Annotated in this window: 14 protein-coding genes and 1 pseudogene; 6 read left to right on the top strand and 9 right to left on the bottom strand. The window is 63.3% G+C overall.

Going from position 1 to position 15,768, the window contains the following annotated elements; genetic code table 11:
- Positions 1 to 19 precede the first annotated feature (19 nt).
- Positions 20 to 2,377, top strand: coding sequence for a response regulator (locus KDB76_RS08335; RefSeq protein WP_024086513.1), 2,358 nt, complete (start codon positions 20 to 22; stop codon positions 2,375 to 2,377).
- Here KDB76_RS08335 and KDB76_RS08330 read toward each other — a convergent pair.
- Positions 2,367 to 2,855 (bottom strand): glutathione peroxidase, encoded by a 489-nt coding sequence (locus KDB76_RS08330; RefSeq protein ID WP_013971545.1) that lies wholly within the window; start codon positions 2,853 to 2,855, stop codon positions 2,367 to 2,369. The two genes, KDB76_RS08335 and KDB76_RS08330, sit on opposite strands and share 11 nt — an antisense overlap.
- Positions 2,856 to 2,868: 13 nt before the next feature.
- Positions 2,869 to 3,264, bottom strand: coding sequence for a peptide-methionine (R)-S-oxide reductase MsrB (msrB, locus tag KDB76_RS08325; RefSeq protein WP_038409123.1), 396 nt, complete (start codon positions 3,262 to 3,264; stop codon positions 2,869 to 2,871).
- A gap of 167 nt (positions 3,265 to 3,431) precedes the next feature.
- Between msrB and KDB76_RS08320 the strand changes: the two genes are divergently transcribed.
- Positions 3,432 to 4,643 (top strand): pyridoxal phosphate-dependent aminotransferase, encoded by a 1,212-nt coding sequence (locus KDB76_RS08320; protein WP_013971543.1) that lies wholly within the window; start codon positions 3,432 to 3,434, stop codon positions 4,641 to 4,643.
- 293 nt (positions 4,644 to 4,936) lie between these two features.
- Positions 4,937 to 5,824, top strand: coding sequence for a protease HtpX (gene htpX / locus KDB76_RS08315; RefSeq protein ID WP_003259721.1), 888 nt, complete (start codon positions 4,937 to 4,939; stop codon positions 5,822 to 5,824).
- 169 nt (positions 5,825 to 5,993) lie between these two features.
- Here the strand turns inward: htpX and KDB76_RS08310 are convergent, their stop codons facing one another.
- Positions 5,994 to 6,644, bottom strand: coding sequence for a thiopurine S-methyltransferase (locus KDB76_RS08310; RefSeq protein WP_024086512.1), 651 nt, complete (start codon positions 6,642 to 6,644; stop codon positions 5,994 to 5,996).
- 101 nt (positions 6,645 to 6,745) lie between these two features.
- Here KDB76_RS08310 and KDB76_RS08305 point away from each other — a divergent pair, with 101 nt between their 5' ends.
- Positions 6,746 to 7,513, top strand: coding sequence for a class III extradiol ring-cleavage dioxygenase (locus tag KDB76_RS08305; protein ID WP_038409121.1), 768 nt, complete (start codon positions 6,746 to 6,748; stop codon positions 7,511 to 7,513).
- A gap of 59 nt (positions 7,514 to 7,572) precedes the next feature.
- On the opposite strand, the gene KDB76_RS08300 is transcribed toward KDB76_RS08305, so the two are convergent.
- From KDB76_RS08300 to KDB76_RS08290, 4 genes and pseudogenes are all read right to left on the bottom strand, one after another.
- Positions 7,573 to 8,403 carry an IS3 family transposase gene (locus KDB76_RS08300; RefSeq protein ID WP_230491506.1) on the bottom strand — a complete coding sequence of 277 codons (831 nt, stop codon included), beginning with the start codon at positions 8,401 to 8,403 and terminating at the stop codon, positions 7,573 to 7,575.
- Positions 8,404 to 8,411: 8 nt separating this feature from the next.
- On the bottom strand, positions 8,412 to 8,720 hold the full coding sequence (locus tag KDB76_RS29710) for a transposase (protein WP_024086157.1): 309 nt from the start codon (positions 8,718 to 8,720) through the stop codon (positions 8,412 to 8,414).
- Positions 8,721 to 8,919: 199 nt separating this feature from the next.
- A pseudogene (locus tag KDB76_RS08295) lies at positions 8,920 to 10,633 on the bottom strand (DEAD/DEAH box helicase).
- 389 nt (positions 10,634 to 11,022) lie between these two features.
- Positions 11,023 to 11,778 (bottom strand): spermidine synthase, encoded by a 756-nt coding sequence (locus KDB76_RS08290; RefSeq protein ID WP_015269377.1) that lies wholly within the window; start codon positions 11,776 to 11,778, stop codon positions 11,023 to 11,025.
- A 116-nt stretch (positions 11,779 to 11,894) separates the two neighbouring features.
- Between KDB76_RS08290 and KDB76_RS08285 the strand changes: the two genes are divergently transcribed.
- Positions 11,895 to 13,241, top strand: a complete 1,347-nt coding sequence (locus KDB76_RS08285) for a 3-deoxy-7-phosphoheptulonate synthase class II (RefSeq protein ID WP_003247094.1) — start codon at positions 11,895 to 11,897, stop codon at positions 13,239 to 13,241.
- On the opposite strand, the gene KDB76_RS08280 is transcribed toward KDB76_RS08285, so the two are convergent.
- Together KDB76_RS08280 and KDB76_RS08275 are read right to left on the bottom strand one after the other, a co-directional pair.
- Positions 13,222 to 14,442, bottom strand: a complete 1,221-nt coding sequence (locus KDB76_RS08280) for a crosslink repair DNA glycosylase YcaQ family protein (protein WP_038409119.1) — start codon at positions 14,440 to 14,442, stop codon at positions 13,222 to 13,224. The genes KDB76_RS08285 and KDB76_RS08280 overlap by 20 nt on opposite strands.
- A 145-nt stretch (positions 14,443 to 14,587) precedes the next feature.
- A complete protein-coding gene (locus tag KDB76_RS08275) occupies positions 14,588 to 14,806 on the bottom strand; it encodes a DUF1127 domain-containing protein (RefSeq protein WP_013971536.1) in 219 nt (72 codons plus the stop codon).
- 96 nt (positions 14,807 to 14,902) lie between these two features.
- Between KDB76_RS08275 and KDB76_RS08270 the strand changes: the two genes are divergently transcribed.
- Positions 14,903 to 15,754 carry a LysR substrate-binding domain-containing protein gene (locus KDB76_RS08270; RefSeq protein ID WP_015269374.1) on the top strand — a complete coding sequence of 284 codons (852 nt, stop codon included), beginning with the start codon at positions 14,903 to 14,905 and terminating at the stop codon, positions 15,752 to 15,754.
- Positions 15,755 to 15,768 lie beyond the last annotated feature (14 nt).

Genomic DNA, 15,768 nt, shown 5'->3' with positions numbered 1-15,768 from the left:
CAGCCGGGGCTATTCGGCTATGCTTGCGCAGCGCAAGGGACGTGAAACCGGCTCGGGACACATGGATATCAAGTTCACCAATCGCCTGTCATACAAGCAAGCCCGGTTGACAGTCCTGGTCGGCTTCATCCTGGGAACATTGCTCAGTCTCATCCAGATCGGCATCGATTATGCCAGCGAAGACGCGTCCATCAACCGTGAAGTGCGCGCCTTGCTGCAAATCAGCCACAACCCGGCCTCGCGCATCGCCTACAACATCGACTCGGAACTGGCGCTGGAGCTGACTCGCGGCCTGCTGGAGTCGCCGGCCATCATCCGTGCGCGGCTGATCGACAACAACGAAACGGTACTGGCCGACGTCGAACGACCGCGCCTGGAGGACCGCTACCGGCCACTCAGCGACTTCCTGTTCGGCGATCAGCGCCAGTTCAAGGAACGCCTGTATCTGACCCACATGCCCGAGGAAAACCTCGGCACCCTCTACCTGGAGGTGGACACCTACGCCTTCGGCAGCCGCTTTCTCGACCGTGCCGGGATCACCCTGCTCAACGGCTTCGCCCGTAGCCTGGTGCTGACCGGCATCCTCCTGGCGCTGTTCTACATGATGCTGACCAAGCCGCTGGTGACGGTAATTGGTGCGCTCAGCGGCAGCGACCCGCGCAAACCCACGCAAACCCGCCTGCAATGCCCACCCGGACATGAACATGACGAAATCGGCGTACTGGTAAGGGTCGCCAACCAGCAGTTCGTCAGCATGGCCACCGAGATCGATCAGCGGCGCACCGCAGAAAACCGCCTGACCCAGTACCTCAACGAGCTGGAAGATATCGTCTCGGCACGCACCAACGAGCTGAAGGCCAGCAACAGCAGCCTGAGCCTGTCCAACCAGGAGTTGGAAGAAGCCCGCCGCCGGGCGCTGGACATGGCCCAGGCGCGCGCCGCCTTCCTCGCCAACATGAGCCACGAAATCCGTACCCCGCTCAACGGCATGCTCGGCATGATCGCCCTCGCCCTGGACAGCCCGCTACCCAGCGAGCAACGCCAGCAGCTGGCGATTGCCCATGACTCGGGCAAGGTGCTGGTGGAGCTGCTCAACGATATTCTCGACCTGTCCAAGTTCGATGCCGGCCAGCTGGAGCTGGAGCGCATTCCGTTCGACATGGGCTCGATGGTCGAGGACACTGCCAACCTGCTGTCGCAGAACACCGCGCAAAGCGTGGAGCTGACCTGCCTGATCGCCCGCGACTTCCCCAGCAGCGTGCTTGGCGACCCCACGCGGGTACGGCAGATCGTCAGCAACCTGCTGTCCAACGCCCTCAAGTTCACCCGCTTCGGCCGCGTGGATGTGCGCCTGTCGACCATCGTCGGCGGTGTGCGCCTGGAAGTGCGCGACACCGGCATCGGCATCCCCGAAGAAGCCCAGGCACGGATCTTCCAGCCATTCACCCAGGCCGGCGCCGGCATCACCCGCCAGTACGGCGGCACCGGCCTGGGCCTGGCGCTGACACGCAACCTGTGCAAGGCCATGCAGGGCCACCTGCACATCAAGTCCGACCCTGGCTTCGGCAGCCGCTTCACCGCCGAACTGCCACTGGCCGTGCACACCGAGGCCATTGCGCCAGCACCGTTGCACGGGCGCGTGGCGGCGCTGAGCACGGCCGGCAGCGGGCTCGATGAACTATTGCAGGACCTGCTGCCTGCCTGGGGCCTTGCCTACCAGCACCATGACAGCTGCGCGGGGCTCGACGCCACGGCCATCGACCTGCTGATCACCGACAGCCTGGACCACCTGTTCGAACTGCGCCCGGCATTGAAAACACCGATCTTGCTGGTGACCGCCTACGGCAACTTCCTGCCCAGCGAACAGTCGGTCGCCCTCGCCCCCCTGCACCAACTGGCCCGGCCGCTGGCGCGCAACGCCCTGTACCAGACCTTGCGCCGCACCTTGCAGGGCCATGAGCCCGAACACCCGCTAGCTACCCCGGCCATCACACTGGACCAAGGCCGCGCGCGCATCTTGCTGGTGGAGGACAACCCGGTAAACCAGCTGGTGGCCAAGGGCATGCTGGCCAAGCTCGGCTGCCAGGTACAGCTGGCCACCCAAGGCGCCGAGGCCCTGGAGCTACTGGAACAGGACGAATTCGACCTGGTCCTGATGGATTGCAACATGCCGGTGATGGACGGCTACGAGGCCAGCCGGCGTATCCGCCAAAGCGGTCGCTGGCCCGACCTGCCAATCGTCGCCCTCACCGCCAACGCCATGCCCGAAGAGCGCGAGCGCTGCCGGGCAGCCGGCATGAACGACTACCTGGCCAAGCCGTTCCGCCGTGAAGAGTTGCTGGCGCTGGTCGACCACTGGGTGCCGGTCAACGGCTGAGCAGGCGCTCGATGTCCGCTTCCAGGGCCTGCGGCTTGGTGGTGGGGGCGTAGCGCGTTACCTGGCCAGAGGCCGGGTCGACCAGGAACTTGGTGAAGTTCCACTTGATCTTCTGGCTGCCCAGAATGCCCGGCGCGCGCTGCTTGAGTTCGACGAACAGCGGATGGCTGCCGGGGCCGTTGACCTCGACCTTGCGGAACAGCGGGAAGCTCACGCCGAAATTGCGCTGGCAGAACTGGGCAATTTCCCGTGCATCGCCCGGCTCCTGCTTGCCGAACTGGTTGCAGGGGAAGCCCAGCACCACCAGGCCACGCGCGCGATAAGCCTGCCACAGTTGCTCCAGGCCCTTGTACTGCGGGGTAAAGCCGCACTGGCTGGCGGTATTGACCACCAGCAGCGCCTTGCCGGGGAAGTCGCCGAGCTTCTTGTGCTCGCCGCCCAGGGTCACGCAGGGGATGTCCAGTATCGATCCAGCCATGGTCGGGCTCCGGTCAGTCGCGCGGGCGCAGGTCGATGCACACCGAGTTGATGCAGTAGCGCAGGCCGGTCGGTGGCGGACCATCGGGGAATACGTGGCCCAGGTGCGCATCGCAGCGGGCACAGGTAACTTCGGTGCGGATCATGCCGTGGGAGGTGTCGCGAATCTCGATCATCGCGGCTTCCTCGATGGGTGCGTAGAAGCTCGGCCAGCCGCAGCCGGAATCGAACTTGGTCTGCGCATCGAACAGCGGCAGGCCGCAGCAGATGCAGTGGTAGATGCCGTCGCGGCGCTCGCTATTGTACTTGCCGCTGAACGGCCGCTCGGTGCCCTTGAGGCGGCACACCTGGTACTGCTCGGGGTCGAGCATCGACCGCCATTGCTCCAGGGTTTTCTCGATCTTTTGCATGTAGGGACCTCGGCAGGCTGAATTTCACTGCGCACCGTCTTTTCCGGGGCGCGGGTGGCACGTATATTAGTTGGCTTCGTGTGCCAGGCGTTCAGTCTGGCACCCGCTTCCTGCCCTTTCAAACCTTTCGGCGGGGCGTAGCGCGTTTTCTCAATCGGGATCCCATCATGCAGTTCAGCAAATCGAACAAGCTCGCCAATGTCTGCTACGACATTCGCGGCCCAGTGCTCAAGCACGCCAAGCGCCTGGAAGAGGAAGGCCACCGCATCCTCAAGCTGAACATCGGCAACCCGGCGCCGTTTGGCTTCGAGGCGCCTGACGAAATCCTCCAGGATGTGATCCGCAACCTGCCCACCGCGCAGGGCTACAGCGACTCCAAAGGCCTGTTCAGCGCGCGCAAGGCGGTGATGCAGTACTGCCAGCAGAAGCAGATCGAAGGCGTCGGCATCGAGGACATCTACCTGGGTAATGGTGTGTCCGAGCTGATTGTGATGTCGATGCAGGCGCTGCTCAACAACGGCGATGAAGTGCTGATCCCTGCCCCCGACTACCCGCTGTGGACCGCCGCCGTGAGCCTGGCCGGCGGCAAGCCGGTGCACTACCTGTGCGACGAGCAGGCCGACTGGTTCCCAGACCTTGAGGACATCAAGGCCAAGATCACCCCGAACACCAAGGCCCTGGTGATCATCAACCCGAACAACCCGACCGGCGCGGTGTACTCCAAAGAGCTGCTGCTGGGCATGCTGGAACTGGCCCGCCAGCACAACCTGGTGGTGTTCTCCGACGAGATCTACGACAAGATCCTGTACGACGAAGCCGTGCACATCAGCACCGCCTCGCTGGCCCCCGACCTGCTGTGCCTGACCTTCAACGGCCTGTCCAAGTCGTACCGGGTGGCGGGCTTCCGTTCCGGCTGGCTGATCATCTCCGGGCCCAAGCACCACGCGCAAAGCTACATCGAAGGCATCGACATGCTGGCCAACATGCGCCTGTGCGCCAACGTGCCGGCCCAGCATGCCATCCAGACCGCGCTGGGCGGCTACCAGAGCATCAACGACCTGGTGCTGCCGCCCGGCCGCCTGCTGGAGCAGCGCAACCGCACCTACGAGTTGCTGAACGACATCCCGGGCGTTAGCTGCGTGAAGCCGATGGGTGCGCTGTATGCATTCCCGAAGATCGACCCGAAGGTTTGCCCGATCCACAACGACGAGAAGTTCGTGCTCGACCTGCTGCTGTCGGAAAAGCTGCTGATCGTTCAAGGTACGGCGTTCAACTGGCCGTGGCCGGACCACTTCCGCGTTGTCACTTTGCCGCGGGTGGATGACCTGGAGGCGGCGATTGGCCGGATCGGGAATTTCCTGAAGGGTTATTCGCAGTAAGTGAAGGCCCTGGGGGCGCTTTGCGCCCCTTTCGCGACACAAGGCCGCTCCTACAGGGTTACGCGATCAGTTGTAGGAGCGGCCTTGTGTCGCGATGGGCTGCAAAGCAGCCCCCAAAACCCCACAGGATGTTTCTTACATCCTGCAACGCTCTATCCCACATCCCCCGCGCCATCCTCTGCCATACTCCGCCGTACACAGTTTGAAATAGTCGCCCGATTGAATCGGCACGGCCGGCCCCTTATATACCCCGCAGTAAGCGACAACTCATCCGTCAGGAGAACGTAACAACCATGATGCGCATTCTGTTGTTTGTAGCCACCAACCTCGCGGTGGTGCTGGTTGCAAGCATTACCCTGAGCCTGTTCGGTTTCAACGGGTTCATGGCCGCCAACGGGGTCGACCTGAACCTCAGCAGCCTGCTGGTGTTCTGCGCCGTGTTCGGCTTTGCCGGCTCCCTCGTCTCGCTGTTCATCTCCAAGTGGATGGCGAAGATGACCACCGGTACCCAGATCATCAGCCAGCCGCGCACCCGCCACGAACAGTGGCTGCTGCAAACGGTGGAAGAGCTGTCCCGTGAAGCGGGCATCAAGATGCCCGAGGTGGGTATCTTCCCGGCGTACGAGGCCAACGCCTTCGCCACCGGCTGGAACCGCAACGACGCGCTGGTCGCCGTGTCCCAGGGCCTGCTGGAGCGTTTCTCGCCCGATGAAGTGCGCGCAGTGCTGGCCCACGAGATCGGCCACGTGGCCAACGGCGACATGGTCACCTTGGCGCTGGTGCAAGGCGTGGTGAACACCTTCGTGATGTTCTTCGCGCGCATCATCGGCAACTTCGTCGACAAGGTGATCTTCAAGAACGAAGAAGGCCAGGGCATTGCCTACTACGTAGCGACCATCGTTGCCGAGCTGATCCTGGGCATTCTGGCCAGCATGATCGTGATGTGGTTCTCGCGCCGCCGCGAATACCGCGCCGACGAAGCCGGTGCACAGCTGGCCGGTACCGCAGCAATGATCGGCGCCCTGCAGCGCCTGCGCGTGGAGCAAGGCCTGCCGGTGCACATGCCCGACACCATGAAGGCCTTCGGCATCAATGGTGGCCTGAAGCACGGCCTGGCCGGGCTGCTGATGAGCCACCCGCCGCTGGAAGACCGTATCGAGGCCCTGCGCCGTCGCGGTTGATCCAATCGGTAAAACAAAAGGGCGACTGCGGTCGCCTTTTTTTGTACACCTGTGCCGGCCTCTTCGCGGGTAAACCCGCTCCCACAAGTTCACCACACACCTTGAGGATTGTGCAGTACCTGTGGGAGCGGGTTCACCCGCGAAAGGGCCGGTGCAGGCTACACACCTGTCATCGGCTAACCCGGTACACCCGCTCCAACAAACTCGATACCCCGGCCTGCGAAAACTTCGGGCTTTCTTCAATCACCTCCACAGCCTCCAGCTCATCCACCTGCCACCCGGTAAACCCCTGCCGCAGCTCTTCATCCCCGACCGAAAACGGCGGTCCGTCCAGCAAAGCCTGGTCATAATCCAGAGTCACCACCAACCCCTGGCAACCCGCCGGCAGCAAGCCCGACAACAGCTGCATGTAAGCCACACGCATCTGCGGCGGCAAGGCAATCAACGCCGCCCGGTCATACAGCCCCGCGCAATCGCCAATATCCTCGACCTTCAACGCAAAGAAATCCCCACACCAGAGCTCAACGTCACCACTGCGCCAAACTTCGAAAACCCCGCGCTGTTGCACCTCGGCTTCAAGCCCATGCTCACGGAAGAATGCCTCCACCGCTTGCCGCGACAACTCTACGCCCAACACGCGATACCCCTGCCCGGCCAGCCAGGCCAGGTCCAGGCTCTTGCCGCACAACGGCACCAGCACGCGGCTGCCCGGCGCCAGGCCAAGCGTTGGCCAGTACCTCTGCAGATAGGGGTTCACCTGCGCCTGGTGAAAGCCGATCTGGTTGTCGGCCCACCTCTGCTGCCAGAACGCTGGCTCCATGATCACTCCTGATTTTTAGATGGTTTGTCGGTAAAAGTTGGTTTGGATTTCGATCTGTAGTTGATCGAAGATGATTGCATCTTAACCGTCAGGACCCCGCCATGCTGCCCAGCCTGTTCATTTCCCATGGTTCTCCCATGCTTGCCCTGCAACCCGGCGCCAGCGGGCCTGCGCTGGCAGGGCTTGCCAATGCCCTGCCCCGGCCGAAAGCGATCGTGGTGGTGTCGGCGCACTGGGAAAGCCGCGAACTGCTGGTTACCGGCAGCGCACAACCAGAGACCTGGCATGACTTCTACGGCTTCCCACCGGCGCTGTATGCGGTGCAGTACCCGGCGCCGGGTGACCCCACCCTGGCCGGCCAGGTCAGTGAACTGCTGCAGGCTGCCGGGCTGCCAGCCCGGCTGGACGCGCAGCGGCCGTTCGACCATGGTGCCTGGGTGCCGCTGTCGCTGATGTACCCGGATGCGGGTGTTCCGGTGGTGCAGGTTTCACTGCCCAGCCACATGGGGCCGGCGCTGCAGGTCAAGGTAGGCCAGGCGCTGGCGGGTTTGCGCGATCAGGGCGTGCTGTTGATCGGTTCGGGCAGCATTACCCACAACCTGGGCGAACTGGACTGGCATGCCGGGCCGGATGTGATCGAGCCTTGGGCACTGGCGTTCAGGGATTGGGTGGTGGAAAAGCTGCGGGCGAATGACCAGGAAGCGTTGCTGGGTTATCGGCAGCAGGCGCCGTTTGCGGTGCGTAACCATCCCAGTGATGAGCATTTCCTGCCGCTGTTCTTTGCACAGGGGGCTGGCGGCAAGTTCGGGGTGGTGCACCAGGGGTTTACCCTGGGGGCGTTGGGGATGGACATTTATCGGTTCGACTGAAGGGCCTCTTCGCGGGCTTGCTGTTCTGGTCAAGTATTTCCGGACACCGGTTACGGTGATCAAGCCGCCTGCTGCTCCATAGCTATTGGTGACAGGTAGTCGTTGTAGCTGTGGAGCCTGATTCGGTTGTATCGCATGAAGAAGCTGGTCATGTCCTGCTTGGCTTCTTCAATTTCCTTGTAGCCCTTGGGCGGCACCCATTCTGACTTGAGCGTTCCAAAGAAACGCTCTGTTGGTGCGTTGTCCCAGCATTGTCCCCTGCGACTCATGCTCTGCGTTATGCCATGCTCAAGCAGCTCGGACTGGAAGCGCTGGCTGGTGTATTGGCAGCCTTGATCCGAGTGAAACATCAAGCCTGTATGCTTGCCCCTAACCCCTACTGCCATCCTCAGTGCCTTGCTAACCAAGTTGGCGTCGTTGATCAGGGAAAACGCCCAGCCAACGATCCGACGCGCAAACAAGTCAATCACTACTGCCAGGTGATACCAGCGCTTCCCGACCATCAAACTGGTCACGTCACCGCACCAGACCTGGTTAATTGCTGTTGGCTCAAAGTTGCGTTCGAGCAGGTTCTTGGCCACAAACGCTTCAACACCTTTGGAGCGATTCCGATGAGGACGACGCTGCTTGCTTTCCAGATTTGCCTCCTCCATGAGTTTTCCGGCCAGATACCGTCCCACCTTGAGCTGCTGGGCCTTCAGGTACTCAGAGATCATTCTCGCGCCCGCGCTTCCCCTGCTTTCGACGTGCAGCTGAACTACTTTCTCTCTGAGTTCGTCACGCTTGGTATTCGGTGTTGAACGACGGCGAAGCCAGTCATAAAACGCGCTACGGGATACGCTCAGCGCACTGCAAAGAAGGCTGGTCGGATACGAGCCTGACTCTCTCAGTTCCTCAATCAGGAAAAACGATCGGGATCCGACATCAAGAGAGCCGTAGCCTTTTTTAAGATTTCAGCCTCGGTCTCCAGGCGCTTGATCTTGGCTCGCAGCTGCTGGAGCTCGCGCTGTTCGTCGCTGATCGCTTTGGTACCGGCTACTGGCTGGCCCTTGTGTCGCTCTTTACGCACCTGATCAACCCAGCGGCGCAGGGCTGTAGGGCCGACGTCCATTGAGGCGCAGACGTCGGGAATCGAGCAGTGGTCATCAAGGACCATGCTGGCAGCACGTTGCTTGAACTCGCGGGTGTAGGTCTTTCGTTCTTGCATGGAACCTCCTGATTGGGCGAATCATATCGCCCTTAAGAGGTGTCCGGGATCATTAGGCCAGTTCATGCCCGCTCCCACAGGTCCTCCACAGGCCTTGAGAGCTGTGATGCACCTGTGGGAGCGGGCAAGCCCGCGAAGAGGCCGGCACAGGCAAAAAAAATCCCCAGCCAAAGCCGGGGATTTTTTCATTGCGCCAGGATCAATCCTCGCGGTAGCGACGCAGCTTCAGCTGCTTGCCAGCCACGCGGGTGTCCTTGAGCTTGGACAGCAGCTTCTCCAGGCCATCTTCCGGCAGCTCGACCAGGCTGAAGCTGTCGCGCACCTGGATGCGGCCGATGGCGTCACGAGCCAGACCACCCTCGTTGAGGATCGCGCCCAGCAGGTTCTTGGCAGCGATGCCGTCACGGGCACCCAGGGCAGTACGGCAACGCACACGGCCTTCGGCCAGCGGCATCGGCGCACGGCGCTCGCGGTCACCACGCTCCGAGCGCTCGCCACGCTCACCACGCTCGGTACGCTCACCACGCGGGGCGAAGCTCGGCACCAGCGGCTGCTCACGCTCTACCGCGGCCAGGTCCAGCGCCTGGCCATTGGTGGCCTTGCGCAGCAGGGCAGCAGCCAGGGCACGCGCGCTGCAACCCAGGTCGGCGGTCAGGCGGTCGAACAGTTCGCCGTGGGTGGCTTCCGCTTCGGCAACCAGCGGCGCCAGGCTCGAGGTCAGCTTCTTGATGCGGGCGTCCAGCACGGCCTGGGCATTCGGCAGGCGGGCTTCGGCAACTTTCTGCCCGGTTACGCGCTCGATCACCTGCAGCATGCGGCGCTCACGCGGGGTGACCAGCAGCAGTGCACGGCCATCGCGACCAGCACGGCCGGTACGGCCGATACGGTGTACGTAGGACTCCGGGTCGTACGGCATGTCGACGTTGAACACGTGAGTGATGCGCGGTACGTCCAGGCCACGGGCAGCGACGTCGGTAGCGACAACGATGTCCAGGCGGCCATCCTTGAGCGAGTCGATCACGCGCTCACGCTGGTTCTGGGCGATGTCGCCGTTCAGCGCGGCAGCCTTGTAACCCTTGGCTTCCAGCGCGGAGGCCAGGTCCAGGGTGGCTTGCTTGGTACGCACGAAGGCGATCAGCGCGTCGAACTCTTCCACTTCCAGCAGACGCAGCACAGCCGGGATCTTCTGGTCGGCGTGGACCATCAGGTGGGCCTGCTCGATCGCGGTAACGGTCTGGGTCTTGCTCTGGATCTTGACGTGCTTGGGCTCGCGCAGGTGGCGTTCGGCGATCGAGCGGATCGACGACGGCAAGGTGGCGGAGAACAGCACGGTCTGGCGGCTGGCCGGGATGGCATCGAAGATCACTTCGAGGTCGTCCATGAAGCCCAGCTTGAGCATCTCGTCGGCTTCGTCCAGTACCAGGTACTGCACGGTCGACAGGACTTTTTCGTCACGACGCAGGTGGTCGCACAGACGGCCAGGGGTGGCCACGACGATTTGCGCGCCGTTGCGGATCGCACGCAACTGTGGGCCCATCGGGGCACCACCGTAGACGGCGACCACGTTCACGCCCGGCATCTGCTTGGCGTAGGTTTCGAAAGCTGTAGCAACTTGCAGCGCCAACTCACGGGTTGGCGCCAGGATCAGGGCTTGCGGTTCGCGCTTGCTCACATCGATCTTGTTGAGGATCGGCAGGGCGAAGGCAGCGGTCTTGCCGGTGCCAGTCTGCGCCTGGCCGATCATGTCGTGACCGGCGAGGATGATCGGGATCGATTGTTGCTGAATGGCGGACGGCTCTTCGTAGCCGGTCGCCAGAACGGCAGCAACAATATTCGGATTGAGATCGAGAGCGGCGAAGCCGCCGGTTTCCTGGGTCATGGGTCTGCCTCTAGGTGCATCCGCAAAGACCCATGCTCCAAAGCTGCACAAGCCATGAAAGACCGACAGGTCACCCAGGCAGCTTTGGCGGCGGGGATTTGCGAAAACGATTGAAAAAGAAAACGTGGGAAAGTCCGCCTAGCGGACGTGCAGCCGAAGCTGGACTCGGAGGGTTTGCACCACCTGATTTTGCGGTCCGCTAAAAGACCGGCGCGTACTATACCCGAAATCGTGCGCAGACGTGAGGAATATTTTCAGGGTGCCTGGCCATTGTCGGGCCATCAGCAATGTGCGGCTGAAACGATTCCTGCCTGCGATACCGCGTCGTCTGATTCGCGAGCACGCCCGCTCCCACAGGATACTCACCGCCCTTGAGCACAATGATATTCCTGTGGGAGCGGGCGTGCCCGCGAAGAAGCCAACTCAGGTAGCCGGCCGAATCTCGCGGATCAGCCCCTCAAGGCTGTACCCCAGGCGCGGCGCCAGCGCCTGGGCCCGGGCTTTCAGCCCATCCAGGTCCAGCGTCTGCTCCAGGTCCGCCGGCACCAGCAGGATCACATTGCCCTCCTTCACCGGCAGCTCCCAGTAATGCCGGTGGTACAACCCGCGCAGCAACGCCGCGCCCAGCGGCTTGCCGTCGTCGGTGGCCCACTGGTTGATCACCAGCCAACCACCCGGGTTCAGTTGCTGCTGGCAGTTCTCCAGGAAGTTCCACGCCAGGTGGCCCACCCCCGGCCCATGGTCGGTGTACAGGTCGACGAACAGCAGGTCGGCCTTCTCCGCCGTGGGCAACAGCTCCAGCGCATCGCCGATGCGTACATACAGCCGCGGGTCGTCGTCCAGGCCCAGGTACTCCATGGCCAGGCGCGGTACGTCCGGGCGCAGTTCGATTGCCTCGATGTCGTCCAGCGGCAGGAACTTCATGCAGGCCTGGGTCAGCGTGCCGGCACCCAGGCCGAGAAACAGCGCGCTCTCCGGCTGCTCGTGGCACAGCGCCCCCACCAGCATGGCGCGGGTATAGTCGTACTCCAGCCAGCTGGGGTCGGCCGTGAACACGCAGCTCTGCTCGATCGCATCGCCGAATTCCAGAAAGCGGTAGTCGTCGACTTCATACACGCTGATGACGCCAAAGGCGTCCTGCACCCGTGCCAGTAGCCGCTCTTCCCGTTCCGCCGCCATGCTCACCACCTACCCGCACAAAAACGCGCATTGTCCGCCAACACCCTCGATGCAACAAGCGCAGCGCCAACTGTTACCATGGCCCATAGCCTACAACCGACAAGACCGAGCCCGAGATGAACCAACCGTGGAGCCCCGACAGCTGGCGCGCCCTGCCGATCCAGCAGCAACCGACCTACCCCGATGCCGCGCACCTGCTGAAGGTCGAACAGACCCTGGCCAGCTACCCGCCGCTGGTGTTCGCGGGCGAGGCGCGCGAGCTGCGCCGGCAGTTCGCCGAGGTCACCGAAGGCCGCGCCTTCCTGCTGCAGGGTGGCGACTGCGCCGAGAGCTTCGCCGAGTTCTCGGCGGCGAAGATCCGCGACACCTTCAAGGTGCTGCTGCAGATGGCTATTGTCATGACCTTCGCCGCCGGCTGCCCGGTGGTCAAGGTCGGGCGCATGGCCGGGCAGTTCGCCAAGCCGCGCTCATCGGGCGATGAAACCATCGGCGACATCACCCTGCCCGCCTACCGTGGCGACATCGTCAACGGCATCGGCTTCGACGCGAAAAGCCGCATCCCCGACCCGGAACGCCTGCTGCAGGCCTACCACCAGGCCACCGCCAGCCTCAACCTGCTGCGCGCCTTCGCCCAGGGCGGGTTCGCCGACCTGCACCAGGTGCACAAGTGGAACCTGGACTTCATCGCCAATTCGGCGCTGGCCGACAAGTACCACCAGCTGGCCAACCGCATCGACGAAACCCTGGCATTCATGCGCGCCTGCGGCCTGGACAGCGCGCCGCAGCTGCGCGAAACCAGCTTCTTCACCGCCCACGAAGCACTGCTGCTGAACTATGAAGAAGCCTTCGTGCGCCAGGACAGCCTGACCGGCGACTACTACGACTGCTCGGCGCACATGCTGTGGATCGGCGACCGCACCCGCCAGCTGGACGGTGCCCATGTGGAGTTCCTGCGCGGCGTGCACAACCCGATCGGGGTCAAGGTTGGCCCCAGCATGAACCCCGAAGAACTGATCCGCCTGATCGACACGCTGAACCCGGCCAACGACCCCGGGCGCCTGAACCTGATCGTGCGCATGGGTGCCGGCAAGGTCGGCGACCACCTGCCGGGGCTGATTCGCACGGTCGAACGCGAAGGGCGCAAGGTGCTGTGGAGCTCCGACCCGATGCATGGCAACACCATCAAGGCCAGCAGCGGCTACAAGACCCGCGATTTTGCGCAGATCCTGGATGAGGTGAAGCAGTTCTTCCAGGTGCACCAGGCCGAGGGCAGCCACGCCGGCGGCATCCACATCGAGATGACCGGGCAGAACGTCACCGAATGCATCGGCGGCGCCCGGCCGATCACCGAGGATGCGCTGTCCGACCGCTATCACACCCACTGCGACCCGCGGATGAATGCCGACCAGTCGCTGGAGCTGGCGTTCCTGATTGCCGAAACCCTCAAGCAGGTGCGGCGCTGAGCAACGCCTGGCGCAACTGGCTGCCCTCGGTACGCGGGCAGTTCAGTTGCACCTTCTCCAGCCCCAGCCAGCTGGCCAGGCACAGCAGGTTGCCGGCCAAGGCCTGGTAACCCTCTTCGTCCAGGCCCGCTGCCTCGACATGCACGGCGTGCACTGCCAGTTGCCCCTGGGCGCGCTCGGCGCGCAGGTCCACGCGCGCGCCGATGCGTTCGCGGTACAGGAACGGCAGCACGTAGTAACCGTACACCCGCTTGTGCGCCGGGGTGTAGATTTCCAGGCGGTAGCGGAAGTCGAACAAGCGCTCGGTACGGCTGCGTTCCCAGACCAGTGAATCGAACGGCGACAACAGCGCGCTGGCCTCGATGCGCCGGGGGATGCGCGGCGCGCCGGCGCAGTAGGCAAGCTGCTTCCAACCCTGCACCTCGACCGCTTGCAGGCGGCCATCAGCCACCAGTTCGGCCAGTGCCGCTTTGCCCTGCCCCGGGTCCAGGCGGAAGTAGTCGCGCAGGTCGCGCTCGGTGGCTACGCCCAGGGCGGTGGCGGCGTGCAGCATCAAGCCCTGATGCGCCTCGGTCTCGCTGGGCAGTGGCTGGTCGAGGATCGACCTCGGCAGGACCTTTTCCGGTACATCGTAGAGCCGCTCGAAGCCGCGCCGGCCAGCGACCGTCACCTCCCCTGCGGCGAACAGCCATTCCAGCGCGTGCTTTTCCTCGCTCCAGTCCCACCAAGGGCCAGCCCGCTCCTCGCGGGTGGACAGGCTGCCCGCGCCAAGGGCGCCCTGTTCGCGGACCGCTGCCAGTACCCGAGTGATAACGTCCTGGCGTTCACGGCCAAACTGCGCGAGCTGGCGATAGATGCCACGACCATCGGCGGCCTGGGCCATGCGCCAGCGCAGCAGTGGGTACAGGCTCAGCGGCAGCAGCGAGGCTTCGTGCCCCCAATACTCGAACAACAGGCGTTGGCGACCACGGCCCCAGGCGAGCTGGTCGAGGGCGGCAGGCGAGTAGCTGCCCAGCCGGGAGAACAGCGGCAGGTAGTGGGAGCGGACCAGGGCGTTGACCGAATCGATCTGCAACACGCCCAGGCGTTGCAGCATGCGTTTGAGTGCCGGCAGGGTCGGCGCCGTTTCTGGCTGTTTGCCGAAACCTTGGGCAGAAAGGGCCAGGCGGCGGGCCTGGTTGATGGACAGCTTGAGGGGCAAGCCTGAACTCCTTGTAGTGTCTGTTCCGGCCCTTTCGCGGGTGAACCCGCTCCCACAGGGATCCCATTGGTCTCGGGCAATGTGGAGTTCCTGTGGGAGCGGGTTCACCCGCGAAGAGGTCAGTGGTTCCACCGACAAACTTAGCCTATTTCCGCAACGGATCATCCCAGAAATGCCGCTCGGCCTCCTGCTGGATATCCGCCCGGCTCAACCCCAGGTCGTGCAGGGTCGCATCACTCAGGCTGGCCAGTTCCTGGCGCTGGCGGTATAGCTGCAGCCATCGCGCAGGGCGCTGCAGGGCGGCATGCCACAGGTGGTTCAGGGAAAAGGCAGGTTGCTGGATGCTGCTGACATGACCTTTCATCGTGAAGCCCTCCGTGTTGATGGCTCCAGTCTCCTGCCAGGCATAAGATCAATCCAACGAATGTTTCTGATGCCATGCATCTCGGAGATTGATGCAATGTCCCAGTACCAGAGCCTCGACGCGGACGTACTGCGCACGTTCGTGGCCATCGCCGAGCAGGGTGGCTTCACCCGCGCCGGCGAGGTAGTCAACCGCACCCAGTCGGCGGTGAGCATGCAGATGAAACGCCTGGAAGAGGACATCCTCCAGCGCCAGCTGTTCGAGCGCGATGGCCGCCAAGTGCGCTTGACCGCCGAGGGCCAGGTGCTGCTCGGCTATGCGCGGCGCATCCTCAAGTTGCATGGGGAAGTGTTCAACACCCTGCGCATGCCGCACATGGTCGGGGTAGTACGCATCGGCACGCCGGACGACTATGCCATGCGCTTTTTGCCGACCATCCTGTCGAGCTTTGCCCAGGCCTACCCGCTGGTACAGGTGGAGGTGCATTGCGACTCCTCCAAACAACTGATGCTGCGCCAGGACCTGGACCTGACCATCGTCACCCGTGAGCCGGGTAACGAGATTGGCCAGCTGCTGCGCCAGGAACGCCTGGTCTGGGCCGCCGCGGAAGGCTTCTGCCCGCAGGAGCAACGCCCCATGCCGGTAGCCTTGTTCAACACCGACTGCTTCTGCCGGGCCTGGACCTGCAATGCCCTGGAGGCCCAGGGCATCGACTACCGCATCGCCTATACCAGCCCGAGCCTGGCAGCGATCTTTGCCATCGTCACCGCAGGGTTGGCGGTGACCGCACAGTTGCAGAGCCTGATTGGCGGGAATATCCGCATTCTGGGCGAAAACGAAGGGTTGCCGCAGTTACCGGTGGCCAATGTGATGCTGGTGCGCAGTACCCAGAACCCTTCGCCGATTACCGATTGCATGGCCGACTACATTGTCGAAGGGTTCAAGTAACTAGTGTCGCGATG

Source organism: Pseudomonas sp. JS425, assembly GCF_018223845.1.
Lineage (GTDB): Bacteria > Pseudomonadota > Gammaproteobacteria > Pseudomonadales > Pseudomonadaceae > Aquipseudomonas > Aquipseudomonas asiatica.
This window is presented reverse-complemented; position numbering and strand designations above follow the sequence as displayed.

What these genes read in the sequence shown, in the direction of transcription:
- KDB76_RS08305 (WP_038409121.1), top strand. Translation starts at nt 6,746, where the DNA reads ATGCTGCCCAGCCTGTTCATTTCCCATGGTTCTCCCATGCTTGCCCTG.
- KDB76_RS29710 (WP_024086157.1), bottom strand. Translation starts at nt 8,720, where the DNA reads ATGCAAGAACGAAAGACCTACACCCGCGAGTTCAAGCAACGTGCTGCC.
- KDB76_RS08290 (WP_015269377.1), bottom strand. Translation starts at nt 11,778, where the DNA reads ATGGCGGCGGAACGGGAAGAGCGGCTACTGGCACGGGTGCAGGACGCC.
- KDB76_RS08310 (WP_024086512.1), bottom strand. Translation starts at nt 6,644, where the DNA reads ATGGAGCCAGCGTTCTGGCAGCAGAGGTGGGCCGACAACCAGATCGGC.
- msrB (WP_038409123.1), bottom strand. Translation starts at nt 3,264, where the DNA reads ATGCAAAAGATCGAGAAAACCCTGGAGCAATGGCGGTCGATGCTCGAC.
- htpX (WP_003259721.1), top strand. Translation starts at nt 4,937, where the DNA reads ATGATGCGCATTCTGTTGTTTGTAGCCACCAACCTCGCGGTGGTGCTG.
- KDB76_RS08275 (WP_013971536.1), bottom strand. Translation starts at nt 14,806, where the DNA reads ATGAAAGGTCATGTCAGCAGCATCCAGCAACCTGCCTTTTCCCTGAAC.
- KDB76_RS08330 (WP_013971545.1), bottom strand. Translation starts at nt 2,855, where the DNA reads ATGGCTGGATCGATACTGGACATCCCCTGCGTGACCCTGGGCGGCGAG.
- KDB76_RS08285 (WP_003247094.1), top strand. Translation starts at nt 11,895, where the DNA reads ATGAACCAACCGTGGAGCCCCGACAGCTGGCGCGCCCTGCCGATCCAG.
- KDB76_RS08335 (WP_024086513.1), top strand. Translation starts at nt 20, where the DNA reads ATGCTTGCGCAGCGCAAGGGACGTGAAACCGGCTCGGGACACATGGAT.
- KDB76_RS08270 (WP_015269374.1), top strand. Translation starts at nt 14,903, where the DNA reads ATGTCCCAGTACCAGAGCCTCGACGCGGACGTACTGCGCACGTTCGTG.
- KDB76_RS08320 (WP_013971543.1), top strand. Translation starts at nt 3,432, where the DNA reads ATGCAGTTCAGCAAATCGAACAAGCTCGCCAATGTCTGCTACGACATT.